The 20,257-nt window shown below is 56.0% G+C and carries 13 protein-coding genes; 7 read left to right on the forward strand and 6 right to left on the reverse strand.

What is annotated here, in order from left to right:
- The first annotated feature begins 26 nt into the window (after positions 1-26).
- Positions 27-449: a DoxX family protein gene (locus H7R58_RS16930; protein WP_106924072.1), complete on the forward strand. Its 423-nt coding sequence runs from the start codon at positions 27-29 to the stop codon at positions 447-449.
- Positions 450-573: 124 nt separating this feature from the next.
- Here the strand turns inward: H7R58_RS16930 and glyA are convergent, their stop codons facing one another.
- On the reverse strand, positions 574-1,827 hold the full coding sequence (gene glyA, locus H7R58_RS16935) for a serine hydroxymethyltransferase (protein ID WP_106924071.1): 1,254 nt from the start codon (positions 1,825-1,827) through the stop codon (positions 574-576).
- A 326-nt stretch (positions 1,828-2,153) separates the two neighbouring features.
- On the opposite strand from glyA, the gene hmpA reads away from it, so the two are divergent.
- From hmpA to H7R58_RS16965, 6 genes are all read left to right on the forward strand, one after another.
- A complete protein-coding gene (hmpA, locus tag H7R58_RS16940; RefSeq protein ID WP_182930182.1) occupies positions 2,154-3,344 on the forward strand; it encodes an NO-inducible flavohemoprotein in 1,191 nt (396 codons plus the stop codon).
- Positions 3,345-3,479: 135 nt separating this feature from the next.
- Positions 3,480-5,015, forward strand: a complete 1,536-nt coding sequence (gene cadC / locus H7R58_RS16945) for a lysine decarboxylation/transport transcriptional activator CadC (protein WP_182930181.1) — start codon at positions 3,480-3,482, stop codon at positions 5,013-5,015.
- Positions 5,016-5,363: 348 nt separating this feature from the next.
- Positions 5,364-6,695, forward strand: coding sequence for a cadaverine/lysine antiporter (cadB, locus tag H7R58_RS16950; RefSeq protein WP_106924068.1), 1,332 nt, complete (start codon positions 5,364-5,366; stop codon positions 6,693-6,695).
- 91 nt (positions 6,696-6,786) lie between these two features.
- Positions 6,787-8,934 (forward strand): lysine decarboxylase CadA, encoded by a 2,148-nt coding sequence (cadA, locus tag H7R58_RS16955; protein ID WP_106924434.1) that lies wholly within the window; start codon positions 6,787-6,789, stop codon positions 8,932-8,934.
- A gap of 59 nt (positions 8,935-8,993) precedes the next feature.
- A complete protein-coding gene (gene dtpD / locus H7R58_RS16960) occupies positions 8,994-10,457 on the forward strand; it encodes a dipeptide permease DtpD (protein ID WP_182930180.1) in 1,464 nt (487 codons plus the stop codon).
- A gap of 180 nt (positions 10,458-10,637) precedes the next feature.
- A complete protein-coding gene (locus H7R58_RS16965) occupies positions 10,638-11,771 on the forward strand; it encodes a DDE-type integrase/transposase/recombinase (protein WP_227674177.1) in 1,134 nt (377 codons plus the stop codon).
- Positions 11,772-11,867: 96 nt separating this feature from the next.
- On the opposite strand, the gene glnB is transcribed toward H7R58_RS16965, so the two are convergent.
- The 5 genes from glnB to purL form a co-directional block, all read right to left on the reverse strand.
- A complete protein-coding gene (glnB, locus tag H7R58_RS16970; protein ID WP_002914032.1) occupies positions 11,868-12,206 on the reverse strand; it encodes a nitrogen regulatory protein P-II in 339 nt (112 codons plus the stop codon).
- Positions 12,207-12,274: 68 nt separating this feature from the next.
- A complete protein-coding gene (gene glrR / locus H7R58_RS16975; protein ID WP_182934437.1) occupies positions 12,275-13,612 on the reverse strand; it encodes a two-component system response regulator GlrR in 1,338 nt (445 codons plus the stop codon).
- Positions 13,605-14,297, reverse strand: coding sequence for a two-component system QseEF-associated lipoprotein QseG (gene qseG / locus H7R58_RS16980; RefSeq protein ID WP_182930177.1), 693 nt, complete (start codon positions 14,295-14,297; stop codon positions 13,605-13,607). The genes glrR and qseG overlap by 8 nt, the downstream gene beginning before the upstream one ends.
- 17 nt (positions 14,298-14,314) lie before the next feature.
- Entirely contained in the window at positions 14,315-15,751 is a 1,437-nt protein-coding gene (gene qseE, locus H7R58_RS16985; RefSeq protein ID WP_182930176.1) for a two component system sensor histidine kinase QseE/GlrK, read from the reverse strand.
- A 598-nt stretch (positions 15,752-16,349) separates the two neighbouring features.
- On the reverse strand, positions 16,350-20,237 hold the full coding sequence (gene purL, locus H7R58_RS16990) for a phosphoribosylformylglycinamidine synthase (protein WP_106924063.1): 3,888 nt from the start codon (positions 20,235-20,237) through the stop codon (positions 16,350-16,352).
- Positions 20,238-20,257: the final 20 nt, after the last annotated feature.

Raw genomic sequence — 20,257 nt, forward strand, 5'->3', positions numbered from 1 at the left:
ATACATACTTACACTAAGGAACGGCCATGAACTCGCTTCGCTATCTCGACTTTGGCGCCTCACGCGATTTGCTGCTGCTAATCGCCCGTATCGCCATTGTGCTGCTGTTTATTCTCTCCGGTTACCCCAAAATGCTTCACTACGACGGCACGGTGCAGTACATGGCGTCAATCGGTACGCCGATGCCCGCGCTGGCGGCGATTATCGCGATTGTGATGGAAGTTCCGGCCGTTATTCTGATCATTCTTGGCTTCTTCACTCGTCCTTTGGCGATTATCTTTCTGTTCTATACGCTAGGGACGGCGGTGATAGGCCACCATTACTGGGATATGACCGGCGATGCGGTGATGGCGAATATGATTAACTTCTATAAGAACATCAGTATCGCGGGGGCGTTCCTGCTGCTGGCCATTGTCGGGCCGGGGAAAATTTCGCTGGATCGGCGCTAGCTTTTTTCCTGGTGGCGGCTTCGCCTTATCAGGCCTGCGCAGCATGTCGGCTCGATAAGCGTAGCGCCATCGGGCATAAAAAAAGGCCGCATTCGCGGCCTTTTTTACATCTGACGAGCAGCGCTTATGCGTAAACCGGGAAGCGAGCGCAGATATCCAGCACTTTTGCTTTCACGCGTTCGATGGTGGCTTCATCATTGATGTTATCCAGCACGTCACACATCCAGCCAGCCAGCTCCTTCGCTTCCGCTTCTTTGAAGCCGCGGCGAGTGATAGCCGGAGAACCGATGCGGATACCGGAAGTCACAAACGGGCTCTTCGGATCGTTCGGCACGCTGTTTTTGTTCACGGTGATGTTAGCGCGACCCAGGGCAGCGTCAGCTTCTTTACCGGTCAGGTTTTTATCCACCAGGTCCAGCAGGAACAGGTGGTTTTCAGTCCCGCCAGACACCACTTTGTAACCGCGGTTCAGGAACACTTCCACCATCGCTTTGGCGTTTTTCGCAACCTGCTGCTGGTAGACTTTGAACTCCGGCTCCATCGCTTCTTTCAGCGCTACCGCTTTACCGGCAATCACGTGCATCAGCGGGCCGCCCTGCGCGCTTGGGAACACGGCAGAGTTCAGTTTTTTGTACAGCTCTTCATCCCCACCTTTCGCCAGGATCAGGCCGCCGCGCGGACCCGCCAGGGTTTTGTGGGTCGTGGTGGTCACAACGTGAGCATGCGGAACCGGGTTCGGGTAAACGCCTGCGGCAATCAGACCCGCAACGTGCGCCATGTCAACGAACAGGTAAGCGCCGATGCTGTCGGCGATTTCACGCATTTTTGCCCAATCGACTACGCCGGAGTAAGCAGAGAAGCCGCCGATGATCATCTTCGGTTTGTGGGTCTGCGCCAGCTTGGCCATTTCTTCGTAGTCAATTTTGCCGGACTCGTCGATACCATAAGGCACGATGTTGTACAGTTTGCCGGAGAAGTTAACCGGAGAGCCGTGAGTCAGGTGGCCGCCCTGCGCCAGGTTCATACCCAGCACGGTATCGCCCGGCTGCAGCAGCGCGGTGTAGACAGCAAAGTTAGCCTGAGAACCCGAGTGCGGCTGAACGTTAGCATAGTCGGCGCCGAACAGTTCTTTCGCGCGGTCGATAGCCAGCTGTTCAACGATATCGACGTATTCACAGCCGCCGTAGTAGCGCTTACCCGGATAACCTTCAGCATATTTGTTGGTCAGCTGAGAGCCCTGCGCCTGCATAACGCGTGGGCTGGTGTAGTTTTCGGAGGCGATCAGTTCAATGTGCTCTTCCTGACGTACTTTTTCTTGCTCCATAGCCTGCCACAGTTCGGCATCATAATCGGCAATGTTCATTTCACGCTTTAACATCCGCATCTCCTGACTCAGCTAACAATAAAATTTTGGCCTGAAAAAGGCAGTCCTGTTGGACAACGGCCCACAGTATAACTGATTAGTTCTGTGATAACAGGTCTTGACAAACGAAATTACGCAAACGTTTACCTTCAGGCTGCACAAGGGCTTGAGGAATAAAGCACTTGATAAGGTAAACGGATTTCTTTTCAGGATTGTGATGCGAATAATTCATGTTGTAACCGCGATGATGCATTGTCACAAAGAACCATTTACAAAGAAGGGTTATTTTTATAAGATGCATTTAACATGCAACAATAGATAACACGTAAGGAAAACCTGCCATGCTAGATGCTCAAACCATCGCGACCGTGAAAGCCACCATTCCGCTGCTGGTTGAAACCGGCCCGAAGCTCACCGCCCACTTTTATGACCGGATGTTTACCCATAATCCGGAGCTGAAAGAGATTTTCAATATGAGCAACCAGCGCAACGGCGATCAGCGTGAAGCGCTGTTCAACGCGATTGCCGCCTATGCCAGTAATATTGAAAATCTGCCGGCTCTGCTGCCAGCGGTGGAGAAAATTGCGCAGAAGCACACCAGCTTCCAGATTAAGCCAGAGCAGTACAACATTGTCGGTGCTCATCTGTTAGCGACGCTGGATGAGATGTTCAGCCCGGGTCAGGAAGTGCTGGACGCATGGGGTAAAGCCTACGGCGTGCTGGCCGGCGTGTTTATCCAGCGTGAAGCGGAGATCTATCAGGACAACGCCAACAAAACCGGCGGCTGGGAAGGCACTCGTGCTTTCCGCATCGTCAAAAAAATCCCGCAAAGCGCGCTGATCGCCAGCTTCGAAATGGAACCGGTAGACGGTGAGCCCGTCGCGGATTATCAGCCGGGGCAGTATCTGGCGGTCTGGCTGAAGCCGGAAGATTTTGCATTCCAGGAAATTCGTCAGTATTCACTGACGCGCAGCCCGAACGGTAAGGGTTACCGCATTGCGGTAAAACGCGAAAACGGCGGCCAGGTTTCAAACTGGCTGCATAACGCGGCAAAAGAAGGCGATGTTATCCATCTGGCTGCACCTGCTGGCGATTTCTTCCTGAATGTTTCCGCGCAGACGCCGGTTACCTTGATTTCCGGCGGCGTCGGCCAGACGCCGATGCTGGCGATGCTGGATAGTCTGGCCAAACGCCACCATCCGGCGCAGGTAAACTGGTTCCACGCGGCGGAAAACGGTGAAGTTCACGCCTTTGCGGATGAAGTGAAGGCCCACGGCGCAGCGCTGCCGCACTTCCGCTCGCATGTGTGGTATCGCACGCCAACCGACGCCGATCGCGAGGCAGGTGCCTTTGATAGCGAAGGCCTGATGACGCTGGCCCCGCTGGCAGAAAGTCTGCAGGACCCGCAGATGCAGTTCTATCTCTGTGGCCCGGTAGCCTTTATGCAACACGCCGCGAAACAGCTGGTGGCACAGGGCATCAACGCCGAACGCATTCATTACGAATGCTTCGGTCCGCACAAAGTTCTGTAATTATTTCTTTCCAGGCGGGCATGATTGCCCGCCTGCCTCTCCCTGCCAACGCTCGCTGAGGTCAAAAAAACGGGTAGTTAATTGTGTTATGATTAGGCCTCTATCCTATTTTTTATCCTTTGGCGATTCATTTATATGCAACAACCGGTCGTACGCGTTGGGGAATGGCTGATCGCACCCTCTATTAATCAAATCAGCCGCCCCGGACAACAGCTCACCCTGGAACCTCGATTAATCGATTTGCTGATGTACTTTGCCCAGCATCCGGGTGAAGTGCTGAGCCGTGATGAACTGATCGATAATATCTGGATGCGCAACATGGTGACCAGCCACGTGGTCACCCAGAGCATTTCTGAACTACGCAAGTCGCTTCGCAGCGGCGATGATGGTCACGCTGAATACATTATAACCGTCCCGAAACGCGGCTATCAGCTGACGGCAGAAGTGACCTGGCTCGATGAAACCGACACGGGTGCCGATATCCCGCCGCCGGCAACATCCCCTACCGCAACAGCAACCGTACCCACAGCGCAGCCCCTTCCCGCCCCAGAAAATACGCCCGCTGCTGTGACGCCGCCAGGAGCCCAGCGTCGCTGGTTTTCCAGCTTCTGGACCCAGTGCGCCTTTTTACTGTCGCTGGGCGTGCTGATTGCCATGGTGCTGCTGACCGTCGTTCGTCCGCATCCACAGATTACGCGCTCGCACCTGCTGCTCAACCCGCGCGATATTGATGTGCGCTTCGAGCCAGGGGTGTCATGCAATAACTGGGCATCACAGCAGGCCTACGCTATTGGGCTGGGAACGCTGATCACCACATCGCTGAACACTTACTCCACCTTTATGGTGCACGACAAAACCAACTATAACGTTAACGAGCCCAGCAGTTCGGGGAAAACGCTGACCATTAGCTTTGTGAACCAGCGCCATTACCGCGCGCAGCAGTGCTTTATGTCGGTGCTGCTGGTCGATAACGCCGACGGCTCGACCATGCTTGATAAGCGCTATTTCGTCACCGACAGCAACCTGGTCTCCATTCAACGCGATCTGTTCGATAGCCTTTCCACCGCGCTAACCCAGCCGTGGCCAGAGCAAGTACAGGAGCAACTGGCGCATCTGGATCTCACACGGCCGCTGTCGCTGGCGCAGTTTTATCAGGCGCTGCTGCTGATTTCTGACGGCGATGCGCCATCATTAACCAAAGCCAGCTCATTGCTGGATAGCATTATTAAGCAGTCACCAGATTTTGCCTACGGCTACGCGCAGAAGGCAATGGTTGATGTATTACGCCATTCTCAGCAGCCTTTTGATAGCCAACAGCTGCTGGCGCTCAGTAAAGAATTAGACAAAGTCGAAAAAATGCCGGAAATGCAAAATAGCGGCATCCTGTTCCGTATTCAGGCAATTAATGCACTGGGGACAGGGAACATCGATAGCGCCTATGAAGCGATTAATAAAAGTATCGATCTGGAAATGTCATGGCTGAACTACGTGATATTAGGAAAGGTATACGAAATGAAAGGCGAGAATCGTCTTGCAGCCGATGCTTATATTACCGCGTTTAATTTACGCCCCGGCGACAATACGCTGTACTGGATTGAAAATGGCGTATTCCAAACATCGATAGAAAAAATTGTTCCGTATCTGCAAACTTTCCTACCTAAAGAATCATAGCGAACGACATTGGGTTATTTTCACGGTTAAAGAAAGCAATCAAAAATGTAATACTGATGTTGTCACAAGGTATTTATTGTTACCGGATGGCAACATCTCCCTCCAAAAATAAAATCGCATACCTACTTGTAATTACTCATAATTTATCTTTTCGTGATATAAAGTTTTTATCCTGACATGTTAATGTCAAAAGCTAAAAACCTTATCTTTTTCAAGTTTGTGTTTATTTCACCTTTACTTTAGGACTTCCCTTATTCCGCTCAGTAACATGGTCGCCAGTTGGTCGGATCGCTCGCCATAGCTCACCTCGCGATCCGATCTTAAAAATACTGTTCAGGAGAAAAGAACATGAGTTCTGCCAAAAAGATCGGGCTATTCGCCTGTACCGGCGTCGTCGCCGGGAATATGATGGGGAGCGGTATTGCGTTATTACCAGCGAACCTCGCCAGCATTGGCGGTATTGCTATTTGGGGTTGGGTAATTTCTATTATCGGGGCAATGTCCCTGGCTTATGTTTATGCGCGACTGGCAACAAAAAATCCTCAACAGGGTGGGCCAATTGCCTACGCGGGTGAATTATCACCGGCATTTGGTTTCCAGACTGGTGTCCTTTATTATCACGCCAACTGGATTGGTAACCTGGCTATCGGGATTACCGCCGTCTCTTATTTATCCACGTTCTTCCCGGTATTAAACGATCCTATTCCGGCAGGCATTGCCTGTATCGCTATCGTGTGGGTCTTTACCTTTGTCAACATGCTGGGGGGAGCCTGGGTTAGCCGTTTGACCACTATTGGCCTTTTCCTGGTGCTGATCCCGGTAGTTCTGACCGCCGTGGTGGGCTGGCACTGGTTTGATATGGCCACCTACCATGCAAACTGGAACACCTCTACCAGCACCGATCCACACGCGGTGATTAAAAGTATTCTGCTGTGCCTGTGGGCGTTTGTCGGCGTGGAATCTGCCGCCGTCAGCACCGGTATGGTGAAAAACCCGAAACGTACCGTGCCGCTGGCCACTATGCTGGGAACCGCAATCGCCGGTGTTATCTATATTGCGGCAACGCAGGTTATCTCTGGTATGTACCCGGCTTCCGTCATGGCAGCGTCCGGTGCGCCGTTCGCCATCAGCGCCTCCACCATTCTGGGCGGCTGGGCCGCGCCGCTGGTTTCTGCCTTCACCGCCTTTGCGTGCCTGACTTCGCTGGGCTCCTGGATGATGCTGGTTGGTCAGGCCGGGGTGCGCGCGGCCAACGATGGCAACTTCCCGAAAGTGTACGGTGAAGTTGATAGCAACGGTATTCCGAAAAAAGGTCTGCTGCTGGCCGCCGTTAAAATGACCGCGCTGATGGTTATCATCACCATCATGAACTCCAGCGGGGGTAAAGCCTCCGACCTGTTCGGTGAGCTGACCGGTATCGCCGTTCTGTTGACCATGCTGCCGTACTTCTACTCTTGCGTTGACCTGATTCGCTTCGAAGGCTTCAACATCCGTAACTCAGCAAGCCTGGTGTGCTCTGTGCTCGGCTGCGCATTCTGCTTCATCGCGCTGATGGGCGCCAACTCCTTCGAGCTGTCCGGCACCTTTATCGTCAGCCTGGTCATCCTGATGTTCTACGGCCGCAAAATGCACCAGCGTCAGCACAATGACAACGAAAACAATCCGGCTGAAGCGCACTAACCGCTAGCCCCTCCTATTTCTACAGGCCCTTCCTCCCCTGCCGCTAACGCGGTGGGAAGGGCCTCCTTTACCTGGAAACATGACTATGACTATGAATGTTATTGCTATCATGAACCACATGGGCGTCTATTTTAAAGAAGAGCCTATTCGTGAACTTCATCGCGCCCTGGAAGGCCTGAACTTCCAGATTGTCTACCCGAATGACCGTGAAGACCTGCTGAAGCTGATTGAAAATAACGCCCGCCTGTGCGGCGTGATCTTCGACTGGGATAAATACAATCTCGAACTGTGCGAAGAAATCAGCGCGATGAACGAGTACATGCCGGTATACGCTTTTGCTAATAGCTACTCCACTCTCGACGTGAGTCTGAACGATCTGCGCATGCAGGTTCGCTTCTTCGAGTATGCGCTGGGCGCCGCCGACGATATCGCCGCGAAAATCCGCCAGAACACCGATGAGTACATCGATACCATCATGCCGCCGCTGACCAAAGCGCTGTTCAAATACGTTCGCGAAGGCAAATACACCTTCTGTACGCCAGGTCATATGGGCGGTACCGCTTTCCAGAAAAGCCCGGTCGGCAGCATTTTCTACGACTTCTTTGGCCCGAACACCATGAAGTCCGATATCTCCATTTCCGTTTCCGAGCTGGGTTCACTGCTGGACCACTCCGGCCCACACAAAGAAGCGGAAGAGTATATTGCCCGCGTCTTTAATGCCGAACGCAGCTATATGGTCACCAACGGCACCTCCACGGCCAACAAAATCGTTGGTATGTACTCCGCGCCGGCGGGCAGCACCGTACTGATTGACCGTAACTGCCATAAATCGCTGACCCATCTGATGATGATGAGCGATATTACGCCGATCTACTTCCGTCCAACCCGTAACGCCTACGGCATTCTGGGCGGTATTCCGCAGAGCGAGTTCCAGCGCGCCACGATTGAAAAACGCGTAAAAGCCACGCCGAATGCCAGCTGGCCGGTGCATGCCGTTATCACCAACTCCACTTACGACGGTCTGCTCTACAACACCGATTTCATCAAGAAAACGCTGGACGTGAAGTCCATCCACTTCGACTCCGCCTGGGTGCCTTACACCAACTTCTCGCCGATTTATGAAGGGAAATGCGGGATGAGCGGCGGCCGTGTGGAAGGTAAAGTGATCTACGAAACGCAGTCTACGCACAAGCTGCTGGCGGCGTTCTCCCAGGCTTCCATGATTCATGTGAAAGGTGACGTGAACGAAGAAACCTTCAACGAAGCCTACATGATGCACACCACCACCTCTCCGCACTACGGTATCGTGGCCTCCACCGAAACCGCCGCGGCGATGATGAAAGGCAACGCCGGTAAACGCCTGATTAACGGTTCTATCGAACGTGCGATTAAGTTCCGTAAAGAGATTAAGCGTCTGAAAGGCGAGTCTGAAGGCTGGTTCTTCGATGTCTGGCAGCCAGAACATATCGATGGCCCTGAATGCTGGCCGCTGCGCTCTGACAGCGCATGGCACGGCTTCAAAAATATCGATAACGAGCACATGTACCTCGACCCGATAAAAGTCACCATTTTGACACCGGGGATGAAGAAAGACGGCACCATGGACGAGTTCGGTATCCCGGCAAGCCTGGTCGCGAAATACCTCGACGAACGCGGCATCATCGTTGAGAAAACCGGTCCGTACAACCTTCTGTTCCTGTTCAGCATCGGTATCGATAAAACCAAAGCGCTGAGTCTGCTGCGTGCGCTGACCGAGTTTAAACGCGCGTTCGACCTGAACCTGCGCGTGAAAAACATCCTGCCAGCGCTGTACCGCGAAGCGCCGGAGTTTTATGAAAACATGCGTATCCAGGAGCTGGCGCAGAACATTCATAAACTGGTTGAGCATCACAACCTGCCGGACCTGATGTTCCGCGCGTTTGAAGTGCTGCCGGAAATGGAAATGACCCCATACGCCGCCTTCCAGAAAGAGCTGCACGGTGAAACCGAAGAGATCTATCTGGAAGAGATGGTGGGCCGCGTTAACGCCAACATGATCCTGCCGTATCCTCCGGGCGTACCGCTGGTGATGCCGGGTGAGAAAATCACCGAGCAGAGCCGTCCGGTGCTCGAGTTCCTGCAGATGCTGTGTGAAATCGGCGCACATTATCCGGGCTTCGAAACCGACATCCACGGCGCCTATCGCCAGGCTGACGGTCGCTATACCGTAAAAGTGCTGAAAGAAAACAACACGAAATAATAAAAGCAGTAAGGGAAGCGGCTTGCCGCTTCCCTTTTTTCACGCCGCAAGGAGTTCACATGAAAACACCCTCACAACCGCGCGCGATCTACTACATCGTGGCGATTCAAATCTGGGAATACTTCAGCTTTTACGGCATGCGTGCCCTCCTCATCCTTTATCTCACCCACCAGCTCGGCTTTAACGACAGCCACGCCATCAATCTTTTCAGCGCTTACGCCTCTTTGGTCTATGTAACCCCTATTCTGGGTGGCTGGCTCGCCGACCGCCTGCTCGGTAACCGAACGGCAGTGATTGCCGGTGCGATACTGATGACGCTCGGCCACGTGGTGCTCGGCATCGAGTCTGACGCAATCTGGAGTCTGTATCTGGCGCTGGCGATTATTATCTGCGGCTACGGCCTGTTTAAGTCCAATATCAGCTGTCTGCTCGGCGAGCTGTATGCGCCCGACGACCAGCGTCGCGACGGTGGTTTCTCGCTGCTGTACGCGGCGGGTAATATCGGCTCCATCGCCGCGCCCATCGCCTGCGGTCTGGCGGCGCAGTGGTACGGCTGGCACGTCGGTTTTGCACTGGCGGGCGTGGGCATGTTTGTTGGCCTGCTGGTCTTTTTAAGCGGTCACCGCCACTTCCGTCATACCCAAGGAGTAAACCGCCCGGCGCTGCGTGAGGTAAAGTTTGCCCTGCCAGCCTGGGGCTGGCTGCTGTTAATGCTGTGCCTTGCGCCTGTGTGCTTCACGCTGCTGCTGGAGAATGACGCGGCGGGTTATTTACTGGGCATCGTCTGCGCCGCCGCGGCGGTAATTGTCGCCCGCATCATGCTGCGCTTCCCGCAGCAGCGCCGCGCGCTGTGGCAAATCGTTTTGCTGATGCTAACCGGTACGCTGTTCTGGGTGCTGGCCCAGCAGGGTGGCAGCTCTATCAGCCTGTTTATCGATCGCTTCGTCAACCGCCGCTGGTTGAATATTGAGGTGCCTACCGCCCTCTTCCAGTCGGTTAACGCCATTGCGGTGATGTCCGCCGGTGTGGCATTGGCCTGGCTGGCTCGTCCGGAAGGCGGCATCAGTTCGACGCTGCGGGTATGGTTGAAGTTTGCCTTTGGTCTGGCATTGATGGCCGCAGGCTTTATGCTGCTAGCCCTGAACGCGCGTGGCGCACAGCTACACGGCCAGGCGTCGATGGGGATGATGATTGCCGGTCTGGCGATGATGGGCTTTGCTGAACTGTTTATCGACCCGGTGGCGATGGCGCAAATTACCCGCCTCAATCTGCCCGGCGTCACCGGCGTGTTGACCGGCATCTACATGTTAGCTACCGGCTCGGTAGCCAACTGGCTGGCAGGCGTAGTGGCGCAGAAAACGACCGAGTCGCAGATTAGCGAAACGGCTATCGACGCCTACGGGCATTTTTTCTCGCAAATGGGGGAATGGACGCTGGGCTGCGTGGCGCTAATCGTGGTGGCGGTTGCGTTGAAACGTCTGATGCGTTCGTCCAGCATACCTTTAGCACAGACCGACGAGTGATTAAGACAGTAGGCCGGATAAGGCATTGATGCCGCCATCCGGCAAGCTGCGCAGGTTACGCCGGATGGCGCTGCGGTATGAACCGGAAACATGGGTAACACTTTAGACCGGATACATGGGTAACAGTTATAACTGGCATAGAAGAGGAGACTCGCTATGCCCTGGACTGAGACCCGACCTATGCAACGCCTTGATTTTATCCGTGCCTGCCATGCAGGTACGGACTCCTTTTCAGCCCTTTGCCGCCTTTCTGGCATCAGCCGGAAAACCGGCTACAAATGGCTTGAACGCTTTGATCCTTCTGACTTGTCATCCCTCCAGGACCGCTCGCGAGCGCCACATTCCCATTCGCGAACGGTTCCGGACGTCATTGTTGGTCATCTGACCGCATTACGGCAAAAACATCCTGACTGGGGACCCAAAAAGCTCCGGATGTGGCTCCTCAATCATCATGCTGACTTTACCGTGCCGGCTGCCAGCACCATCGGCGATATCCTCAAGCGTGAAGGCCTGGTCCCGGATAAAAAGAGAAAACGCAGAACACCCGGTAACCGCCAGCCACTGACCACCATCAGTGAGAACAATCAGGTCTGGAGCGCTGATTTCAAAGGTAAGTTCAGGCTGCTGAGCAGAGAGTACTGCCATCCTTTCACACTGACCGATAACCACAGCCGGTATCTTCTGAGCTGCCAGGCGACGGACCGGGAGAGCGAGCCCTTCGTCAGGCAGTGCCTGACGAAGGCATTCCTGGAGTACGGTCTGCCGGAAGTGCTCAGGACTGACAATGGTCAGCCCTTTGCCGGAACAGGTGTCGCCGGGTTGAGCCGTCTTGCGGTCTGGCTGATAAAGCTGGGTATCCGGCCAGAGCGTATACGGCTAGGACATCCGGAGGAAAATGGCCGACATGAGCGAATGCACCGTTCACTGAAAAGTGCGCTGAAACATGGCAACACGTTCATGACGATGGAAGAGCAGCAGCAATGGTTCAGTGACTACAGGGAGGAGTTCAATCATGAAAGACCGCATGAAGCGCTGAATGGCGCAACCCCGGGCATGCTATGGCAGCCCTCAGAACGGTGCTGGGACGGCCGGGTTCCGGAATATGATTATCCGGCGGATGCCCGGCTACATAAAGTGATGTCGAAGGGAACGCTCTACATGGGTAAAAAGGGCAAAGTGTTCCTGAGTGAAGCGCTGACAGGGGAATACATCATGCTGGAAGAAAGAGATGATGGCCTTGAGGCCATCATCTTTAATAGAATAACGCTTGCGTACTACGACCGAAAATCACAGAGTGTGCTCCGGATAGACTAGAAAAGTGTTACCTATGTTCCCGGTCTGATCTGTCACCTATGTATCCGGTCATACACTGCGCTTATCCGGCCTACATCCCAGGATGAGCTTTGCGGATTAGATTGCCGCGTCATCCTCTTCACCGGTACGGATACGAATAACGCGCGCTACGTCAAAGACGAAGATTTTACCGTCGCCGATTTTGCCGGTTTGCGCGGTACGAATAATGGTATCGACGCAGGTATCAACAATATCGTCAGTCACCACGATTTCAATTTTCACCTTCGGCAGAAAGTCCACCATGTACTCCGCGCCGCGGTACAGTTCGGTGTGGCCCTTCTGGCGACCAAAGCCTTTCACTTCCGTTACCGTCATACCGGTGATGCCAACTTCCGCCAGCGCTTCACGTACGTCATCCAGTTTGAAGGGTTTAATAATCGCATCAATCTTTTTCATGGTGTTCCTGTCGTTTTTATCGCGTAACCGGTTGCTCACCGTATCATAAATCACTCGTATGTACGGTGCTACTCTTTAAAGTCGTTGGCATCCAGTTCATGACGCGACAGCAGCTTGTAAAATTCGGTACGGTTGCGGCCCGCCATTCTCGCGGCGTGAGTGACGTTGCCCTTGGTGATTTGCAGCAGCTTACGCAGGTAGTTGAGTTCAAACTGATTGCGCGCCTCAACGAAGGTCGGCAACGCCGTGTTTTCACCTTCCAGCGCCTGCTCCACCAGCGCATCGCTGATGACCGGCGAAGAGGTGAGCGCCACGCACTGCTCAATCACATTGACCAGCTGGCGCACGTTGCCCGGCCAATTGGCCGCCATCAACCGCTTCATGGCATCGGTGGAAAAGGCGCGGACAAACGGCTTATGCCGATCGGCCGCCTGGCGCAGCAGGTAGTTGGCCAGCAGCGGAATGTCCTCGGTACGCTCGGCAAGCGTCGGGAGCTTGAGATTGACCACGTTCAGGCGGTAGAACAGATCTTCGCGAAACTCGCCGCGCGCCATCGCCTTCGGCAGATCCCGGTGGGTCGCGGAGATAATCCGCACGTTAATGTCCAGATCGCGGTTGCTGCCTAACGGGCGGACTTTGCGCTCCTGCAGCACGCGCAGCAGCTTCACCTGCAGCGGTGCGGGCATGTCGCCAATTTCATCCAGAAACAGCGTGCCGCCTTCGGCCGCCTGGAACAGCCCTTCGCGGTTGCTGACCGCGCCGGTAAACGCCCCGCGCGCATGGCCGAACAGTTCAGACTCCAGCAGTTGCTCCGGTAGCGCGCCGCAGTTAATTGCCACGAACGGCTTGGCTCGGCGCGGGCTGGCGTTGTGAATCGCCTGCGCCAGAATCTCTTTCCCGGTACCGCTCTGGCCGTTAATCAGCACGCTCACGTCCGACTGCGCCACCATCTGTGCCTGCTCGAGCAGACGCAGCATCAGCGGGCTGCGGGTCACAATCGCTTCTCGCCATTGCTCATCGTTCGCCGGCGACGTGCGCTCCAGCGCTTCGTCGATGGCCTTATAGAGCGCGTCTTTATCTACCGGCTTGGTTAAGAAGCTGAACACCCCCTGCTGGGTGGCAGAGACCGCGTCCGGAATCGAACCGTGGGCGGTAAGGATGATCACCGGCATCCCCGGCTGCACTTTCTGAATTTCGCTGAACAGCTGCATGCCGTCCATTTCGTCCATGCGCAGATCGCTGATCACCAGGTCGATGCGCTCTTTTGCCTGCACGCGCAGCCCCTGCTGGCCGCTTTCTGCGGTATCCACCCGATAACCTTCGCTGGTCAGACGCATGCCCAGCAGCTTCAACAGGCCGGGATCGTCGTCGACCAACAGCAGGTGCGCGGGTTTACGGTTACTCATTTTTATCCTCATCAGATGCCGCTGGGTGCGAGATATCCGCCCCCGGCTTGCGGCTGGAGAGCTGACGCTCAATATCCGTCAGATTTTGCAGTTTACGGGTAGTGAGCTCCAGTTCGGCCTGAAGCTGCTGCTGCTGCTGACGCAGCGCATCGAGCTGGCCGTCGCTGGTTTCCTGCAGTTTGCTGTAGCGCAAACGCTCTTCAGAGAGCGACAGCTGTAGCGCCTGCCCATCTCGCCATACCTGGTAAAGCGGACGAATACGCGAAGGAATTTGCGAGCTTAACGCATCGATGTCGCCCACCAGCTGGCGGCGTTCTGCCGGGGTGATTTTCGCGTTCGCCAACAGGATGCCGCGCTTGAGCGCTCCCTGCCAGCGATCGGCAGCCTGCGCGCTGGCCTCGGCGCGCGCGCGCGTCGCCGACAGACGATCGGCGCAATCCATGCCGCGCAGCCAGTAAAGCGGGTTATTTTCAGCGGTGTCGCCGTTTAGCGACCAGATATCATCGCAGTCGGTCGACTGGTAATCCGCCACCTGCTGGCGCGGCTCGCTGCCCTCGCCGCTGCCGCCGTTATGATGCGGCAGCAGCGTGGCGTTGCAGCCCGACAGCATCAGGCAGGCAACGCCAATCAGGCCGCTACGCCACCGGCGGAGCCGTCGACCGGTACGTGCTAATAGTTGGGGCATAGTCACTCGATATCGATTTATGTGGTTGTTTTTTCGAGCCCTGGTGCCGGAAGCTCAATGCGAAAACAGACGTTACCCTCACGGGAGTCGAGAAGATGCAGCTCGCCGTGCATTTTCCGCACCGAGTCGCGCGCCAGGCTTAATCCCAGGCCGCTTCCTTTCACCGCACCTTTGCGCTGATGGCTGCCCTGGAAGAAGGGCTCAAAAATCATTAATTTTTCTGCGTCCGGGATTGGCGTGCCCGTATTGATGACATCAATAGAGACACGCGAACCTTCCCGGCGGCTACGGAGATAAATGTTACCGGATTCAGTGCCATAGTGCACCGCATTCGAGTACAGATTATCCAGCGCATTCATTAATAGCGTGGGCTCTGCCAGGCAGCCTGCCGCCTGTAAATCGACCTGCGTGTGCATCATTTTAGCGCGTGCCGGCAGGCTGTGCGCGGAAACCACCATCTCCACCAGCGGCGCCAGCGCGACATACTCCATGCGAACGGCCGTCTCACTCAGCTTGCGGTTGTAGTCCAGCAGCTGTTCAATCAGCGTTTGCAGGTTGCGGCTGCTGCTATCCAGGATAGCGACCACCTCTTTTTGTTCGGCGCTGAGCGGCCCTACCACCTGGTCCGCCAGTAGCTCGGTGCCTTCACGCATGCTGGCCAGCGGTGTTTTCAGTTCGTGGGAAAGATGACGCAGAAACTGATGGCGCTGTGACTCCAGCCACGACAGGCGCTCGCTAAGCCAGATAATACGCTGGCCAACAGAACGCAGCTCACGTGGCCCACGGAACATCACCTCGCCGTCCAGCGACTGTCCCTCGCCCAGACGGTTGATCATACTCTCAATGCCCTTCACCGGGCCGATAATCATTCGGGTGAACAGCAGCACCATCGCCAGGCTCACCAGAAACAGCACCAGCGCCTGCCAGCCGAAGAACTGGCCGCGTTCAGCGATCGCCTGCTGTAGCTGCTGCCCACGGGAGAAAACCACGGTGCGGGTGGCCTGCACCAGCTCACCGTTGGCGCTGGAGAACGCTTCAAGTTTCGCCACCGCCGGCTTTTCCGGGCCGCTGTTGGTGCATTGTAGGGTTGTCAGATCGTGAAGATTTTGCCGTAGCCGCTGGTAGAGCGTGTCGTCGGGCAGCACGCCCGCGTGCGCCTCCAGCATGTCGCTATAGCGTTTACGCTGATTCTGATACACCTTCGCCAGCGTCGGATCGTCGAGCACGCAGTACTGGCGATAGCTGCGCTCCATATCCAGCGCCACGTTGGCCATCGCTTCGCTGCGGCGGGCATCAATCAGCGTCGTGCGGTTGGTTTGTTCGGCCTGCGCGCTGAGCATATTCAGGCTTTGCCAGGCCTGCCATGCCAGCACCAGCAGCGGCAGCAGAATCAGCAGGAAAGCGAGCGTCACCAGTTGGCGAAGCGAGCGTGGAGAAAGTGAGGGGCGTTTCAAAAGAGGTATCTCAGTGAATCAACTTACTGGAATGCTAACTGAGGATATCGACGAGGGAAAGGCCAGAAATAACAAAGCCGGGCATAAGCCCGGCTTTGTTATGGAATAAGGCGGTGCCTAACTCAACGTTTCGCCCGATGGTTGATAAAGCAGCGCTATTATCATTTGCTGGACGGCAGGCACCTTGTTGTGCGTCATTCTAAGTTTATGTAGCACGTCCCGAAGGGGCTGACATAAGAAGGTGAATGAGCCACTGGTTATTATTATGCACGATGCGTGCCACATTTCAAAACAATATATTAACATACTGATAAATATGAAAAATACACCAATCACCCTGGAAAGTTCACTGGGCGGGTTTTGGTAATACTGTCGCCAATTAACAACACTTAAAATCAACCACAAAAAAGTACATATAAATCATTGAATTAAATGTCTCCTTTTGGCGACACCATAACATCACCAATGTCGGGGTTTGCCGACACTCTTGATCGGGCGGAACGACGCACATTGCCGGATGGCGGCGTAAATGTCTTTATCCGGCCTGCAGATAAAAAAGCCCCTCACAAGGAGGGGCTTGATTCGTTAAACGTGAGTCTTAGCCGAGCTGCTTACGCGCATTGCGGAAAATACGCATCCACGGGCTGTCCTCGCCCCAGTTTTCCGGGTGCCAGGAGTTAGCCACGGTGCGGAACACGCGCTCCGGGTGCGGCATCATTATGGTCACGCGGCCGCTCTCGTTGGTGACCGACGTAATACCGTTCGGGGAACCGTTCGGGTTCGCCGGGTAGGCTTCGGTCACCTTGCCGAAGTTGTCGACGAAGCGCAGCGCGACCAGACCTTTACTCTCAAGCTGAGCAAGGTGTGCACCATCGCGAACCTCCACGTGGCCTTCACCGTGAGAAACGGCGATCGGCATCCGTGAGCCTTCCATCCCGGCGAGCAGCAGCGACGGGCTGCTGGCCACTTCGACCAGGCTGAAGCGCGCTTCAAAACGGTCAGAATGGTTACGTACAAAGCGCGGCCACAGGTCGCTGCCCGGGATCAGTTCACGCAGGTTAGACATCATCTGACAGCCGTTACACACGCCCAACGCCAGCGTCTGAGGGCGATGGAAGAAAGTGGCGAACTCATCGCGCACGCGGTTGTTGAACAGAATGGATTTCGCCCAGCCCTCGCCCGCACCGAGCACGTCACCGTAGGAGAAACCGCCGCAGGCCACCAGCGCCTGGAAGTCAGCCAGACCGGTACGGCCGGCCAGCAGGTCGCTCATATGGACGTCAATGGCATCAAAGCCCGCACGGTGGAAGGCGGCCGCCATCTCCACGTGCGAGTTGACGCCCTGTTCACGCAGCACGGCCACTTTCGGGCGCGCACCGGTCGCAATGTAAGGCGCCGCCACGTCAGTTGCGATATCAAAGGTGAGCTTCACGTTGAGGCCCGGGTCGTTATCGTTCGCTTTCGCGTCGTGTTCCTGATCGGCACACTCTGGGTTATCGCGCAGACGCTGCATCTGCCAGGTGGTTTCAGCCCACCACATACGCAGCGTAGTGCGGCTTTCGCTGAATACTGGCTGACCGTTGGCAGTCAGGGTGAAGCGGTCACCTTCAACGGCTTTACCGAGGAAGTGTACACAGTCTGCCAGGCCGTTGGCCGCCAGAATCGCTTCTACCGCTTCACGGTCAGCGGCACGAACCTGAATCACCGCGCCCAGCTCTTCGTTGAACAGCGCCGCCAGACGATCGTCGCCAAGCGTTGCCACGTCAGCTTCCACGCCGCAATGACCGGCAAAGGCCATCTCCGCCAGCGTCACCAGCAGGCCGCCGTCGGAACGGTCGTGATAGGCCAGCAGCTTACGCTGCGCAACCAGCGCCTGAATCGCCTCGTAGAAGCCTTTCAGCTGCGCAACGTCGCGCACGTCGGCCGGTTTATCGCCCAGTTGACGGTAGACCTGCGCCAGCGCGGTCGCACCCAGCGCGTTATGGCCCTTACCAAGGTCAATCAGCAGCAGGGCGTTATCTTCGGTGACCAGCTGCGGCGTGATGGTGTGACGCACGTCTTCCACGCGGGCAAAGGCGGAAATGACCAGCGACAGCGGCGAGGTCATTTCGCGCTGCTCGTTGCCTTCCTGCCAGCGGGTTTTCATCGACATGGAGTCTTTGCCCACCGGAATAGTCAGACCCAACTGCGGACACATCTCTTCGCCGATCGCTTTCACCGCTTCGTACAGCCCCGCGTCTTCGCCAGGGTGACCTGCCGCCGACATCCAGTTTGCCGAGAGTTTAATGTGTTTGATGTTGCCAATCTGGGTCGCGGCGATGTTAGTCAGCGCTTCGCCTACCGCCAGACGGGCGGAAGCCGCGAAGTCCAGCAGCGCAACGGGCGCACGCTCACCGATAGACATCGCTTCGCCGTAGTAGCTGTCGAGGCTGGCGGTGGTCACCGCGCAGTTGGCTACCGGGATCTGCCACGGGCCGACCATCTGGTCGCGCGCGACCATGCCGGTGACGGTACGGTCGCCAATGGTCACAAGGAAGGTTTTCTCTGCCACGGTTGGCAGGTGCAGCACGCGGTTCACCGCATCGGCAATCGTAATGTGTTCACGGGCAAGCGCTTCGCCTTTCGCTTTCAGCGTCTGCACATCGCGAGTCATCTTCGGCGTTTTGCCGAGCAGAACGTCGAGCGGCATGTCGATTGGCTGATTGTCGAAGTGGCTGTCGCTGAGCGTCAGGTGCTTCTCTTCGGTGGCTTCACCGATGACCGCGTACGGCGCGCGTTCACGCTTACACAGCTCATCGAACAGCGGAAGCTGGTCAGCGGCTACCGCCAGCACGTAGCGTTCCTGGGATTCATTACACCAGATTTCCAGCGGGCTCATGCCCGGCTCATCGCTCAGGATGTCGCGCAGCTGGAATTTCCCGCCGCGTCCACCGTCGCTCACCAGTTCCGGCATGGCGTTAGACAGACCGCCTGCGCCCACGTCGTGAATAAACAGAATCGGGTTGGCATCGCCCAGCTGCCAGCAGCGGTCGATCACTTCCTGACAGCGGCGTTCCATTTCCGGGTTGTCGCGCTGTACGGACGCGAAATCGAGGTCGGCGTCAGACTGGCCGGAAGCCATTGAAGAGGCCGCACCGCCGCCAAGGCCGATATTCATCGCCGGGCCACCGAGCACGATCAGCTTCGCACCTACCACGATCTCGCCTTTCTGGACGTGATCGGCGCGGATGTTGCCGATCCCGCCCGCCAGCATGATCGGCTTGTGATAACCACGCAGCTCTTCGCCGTTGTGGCTGTTCACTTTTTCTTCGTAGGTACGGAAGTAACCGGTCAGCGCCGGACGACCGAATTCGTTGTTGAACGCTGCGCCGCCCAGCGGGCCGTCGGTCATGATATCCAGCGCGGTCACGATACGGTCCGGTTTGCCGAAATCTTCCTCCCACGGCTGTTCAAAGCCAGGGATACGCAGGTTAGAAACGGAGAACCCCACCAGCCCCGCTTTTGGCTTCGCGCCGCGGCCGGTAGCGCCTTCATCGCGAATTTCCCCGCCGGAGCCGGTTGCCGCGCCCGGCCATGGAGAGATAGCCGTCGGGTGGTTATGGGTTTCTACCTTCATCAGGATGTGCGCGGGCTCCTGATGGAAATCGTAGCGTCCGGTTTTGTGGTCGGCAAAGTAGCGGCCGACTTCAGAGCCTTCCATCACCGCGGCGTTGTCTTTATAGGCAGACAGCACGTGATCCGGCGTGGTTTCAAAGGTGTTTTTGATCATCTTAAACAGCGACTTCGGCTGCTGTTTACCGTCGATAATCCAATCGGCGTTAAAAATCTTGTGACGACAGTGCTCGGAGTTCGCCTGGGCGAACATGTACAGCTCGATGTCGTTCGGGTTGCGACCCAGCTTGGTGAACGCATCCTGCAGGTAGTCAATTTCGTCGTCCGCCAGCGCCAGGCCAAGACGAATGTTGGCATCAATCAGCGCCTGACGGCCCTGCCCCAGCAGATCCACGCTGGCAACCGGTGCAGGCTGGTGATGAGCAAACAGTTTTTCGGCATCCTGCAGCGAGTCAAATACGCTCTCCATCATGCGATCGTGCAGTTCTGCCGCCACCGCGCCGAGTTGCTCAGCGGTCAGACTCGCGGCATCAACATAGTAGGCGACGCCGCGTTCCAGCCGCAGCACCTGATTCAGGCCGCAGTTATGTGCGATGTCGGTAGCTTTGGAAGACCAGGGAGAGATAGTGCCAGGGCGGGGAGTGACGAGCAGCAGTTTACCGGTAGGGGTATGGCTGTTCAGGCTTGGGCCATACTGCAACAATCGCTCAAGTCGGGCCCGCTCATCTTCGGTCAGCGGCGCGTCCAGGTCGGCAAAATGGACATACTCGGCGTATATATTGCTTACCGGGAGGTTGGCTGCCTGAAACCGCGTCAGCAGTTTGTTAATACGAAATGCAGACAGTGCAGGCGAACCACGCAGAATTTCCATCATAAGTCTCTCGTCTTCTCAGC

It is taken from the genome of Klebsiella sp. WP4-W18-ESBL-05 (assembly GCF_014169075.1).
Taxonomy (GTDB): domain Bacteria; phylum Pseudomonadota; class Gammaproteobacteria; order Enterobacterales; family Enterobacteriaceae; genus Kluyvera; species Kluyvera ascorbata_B.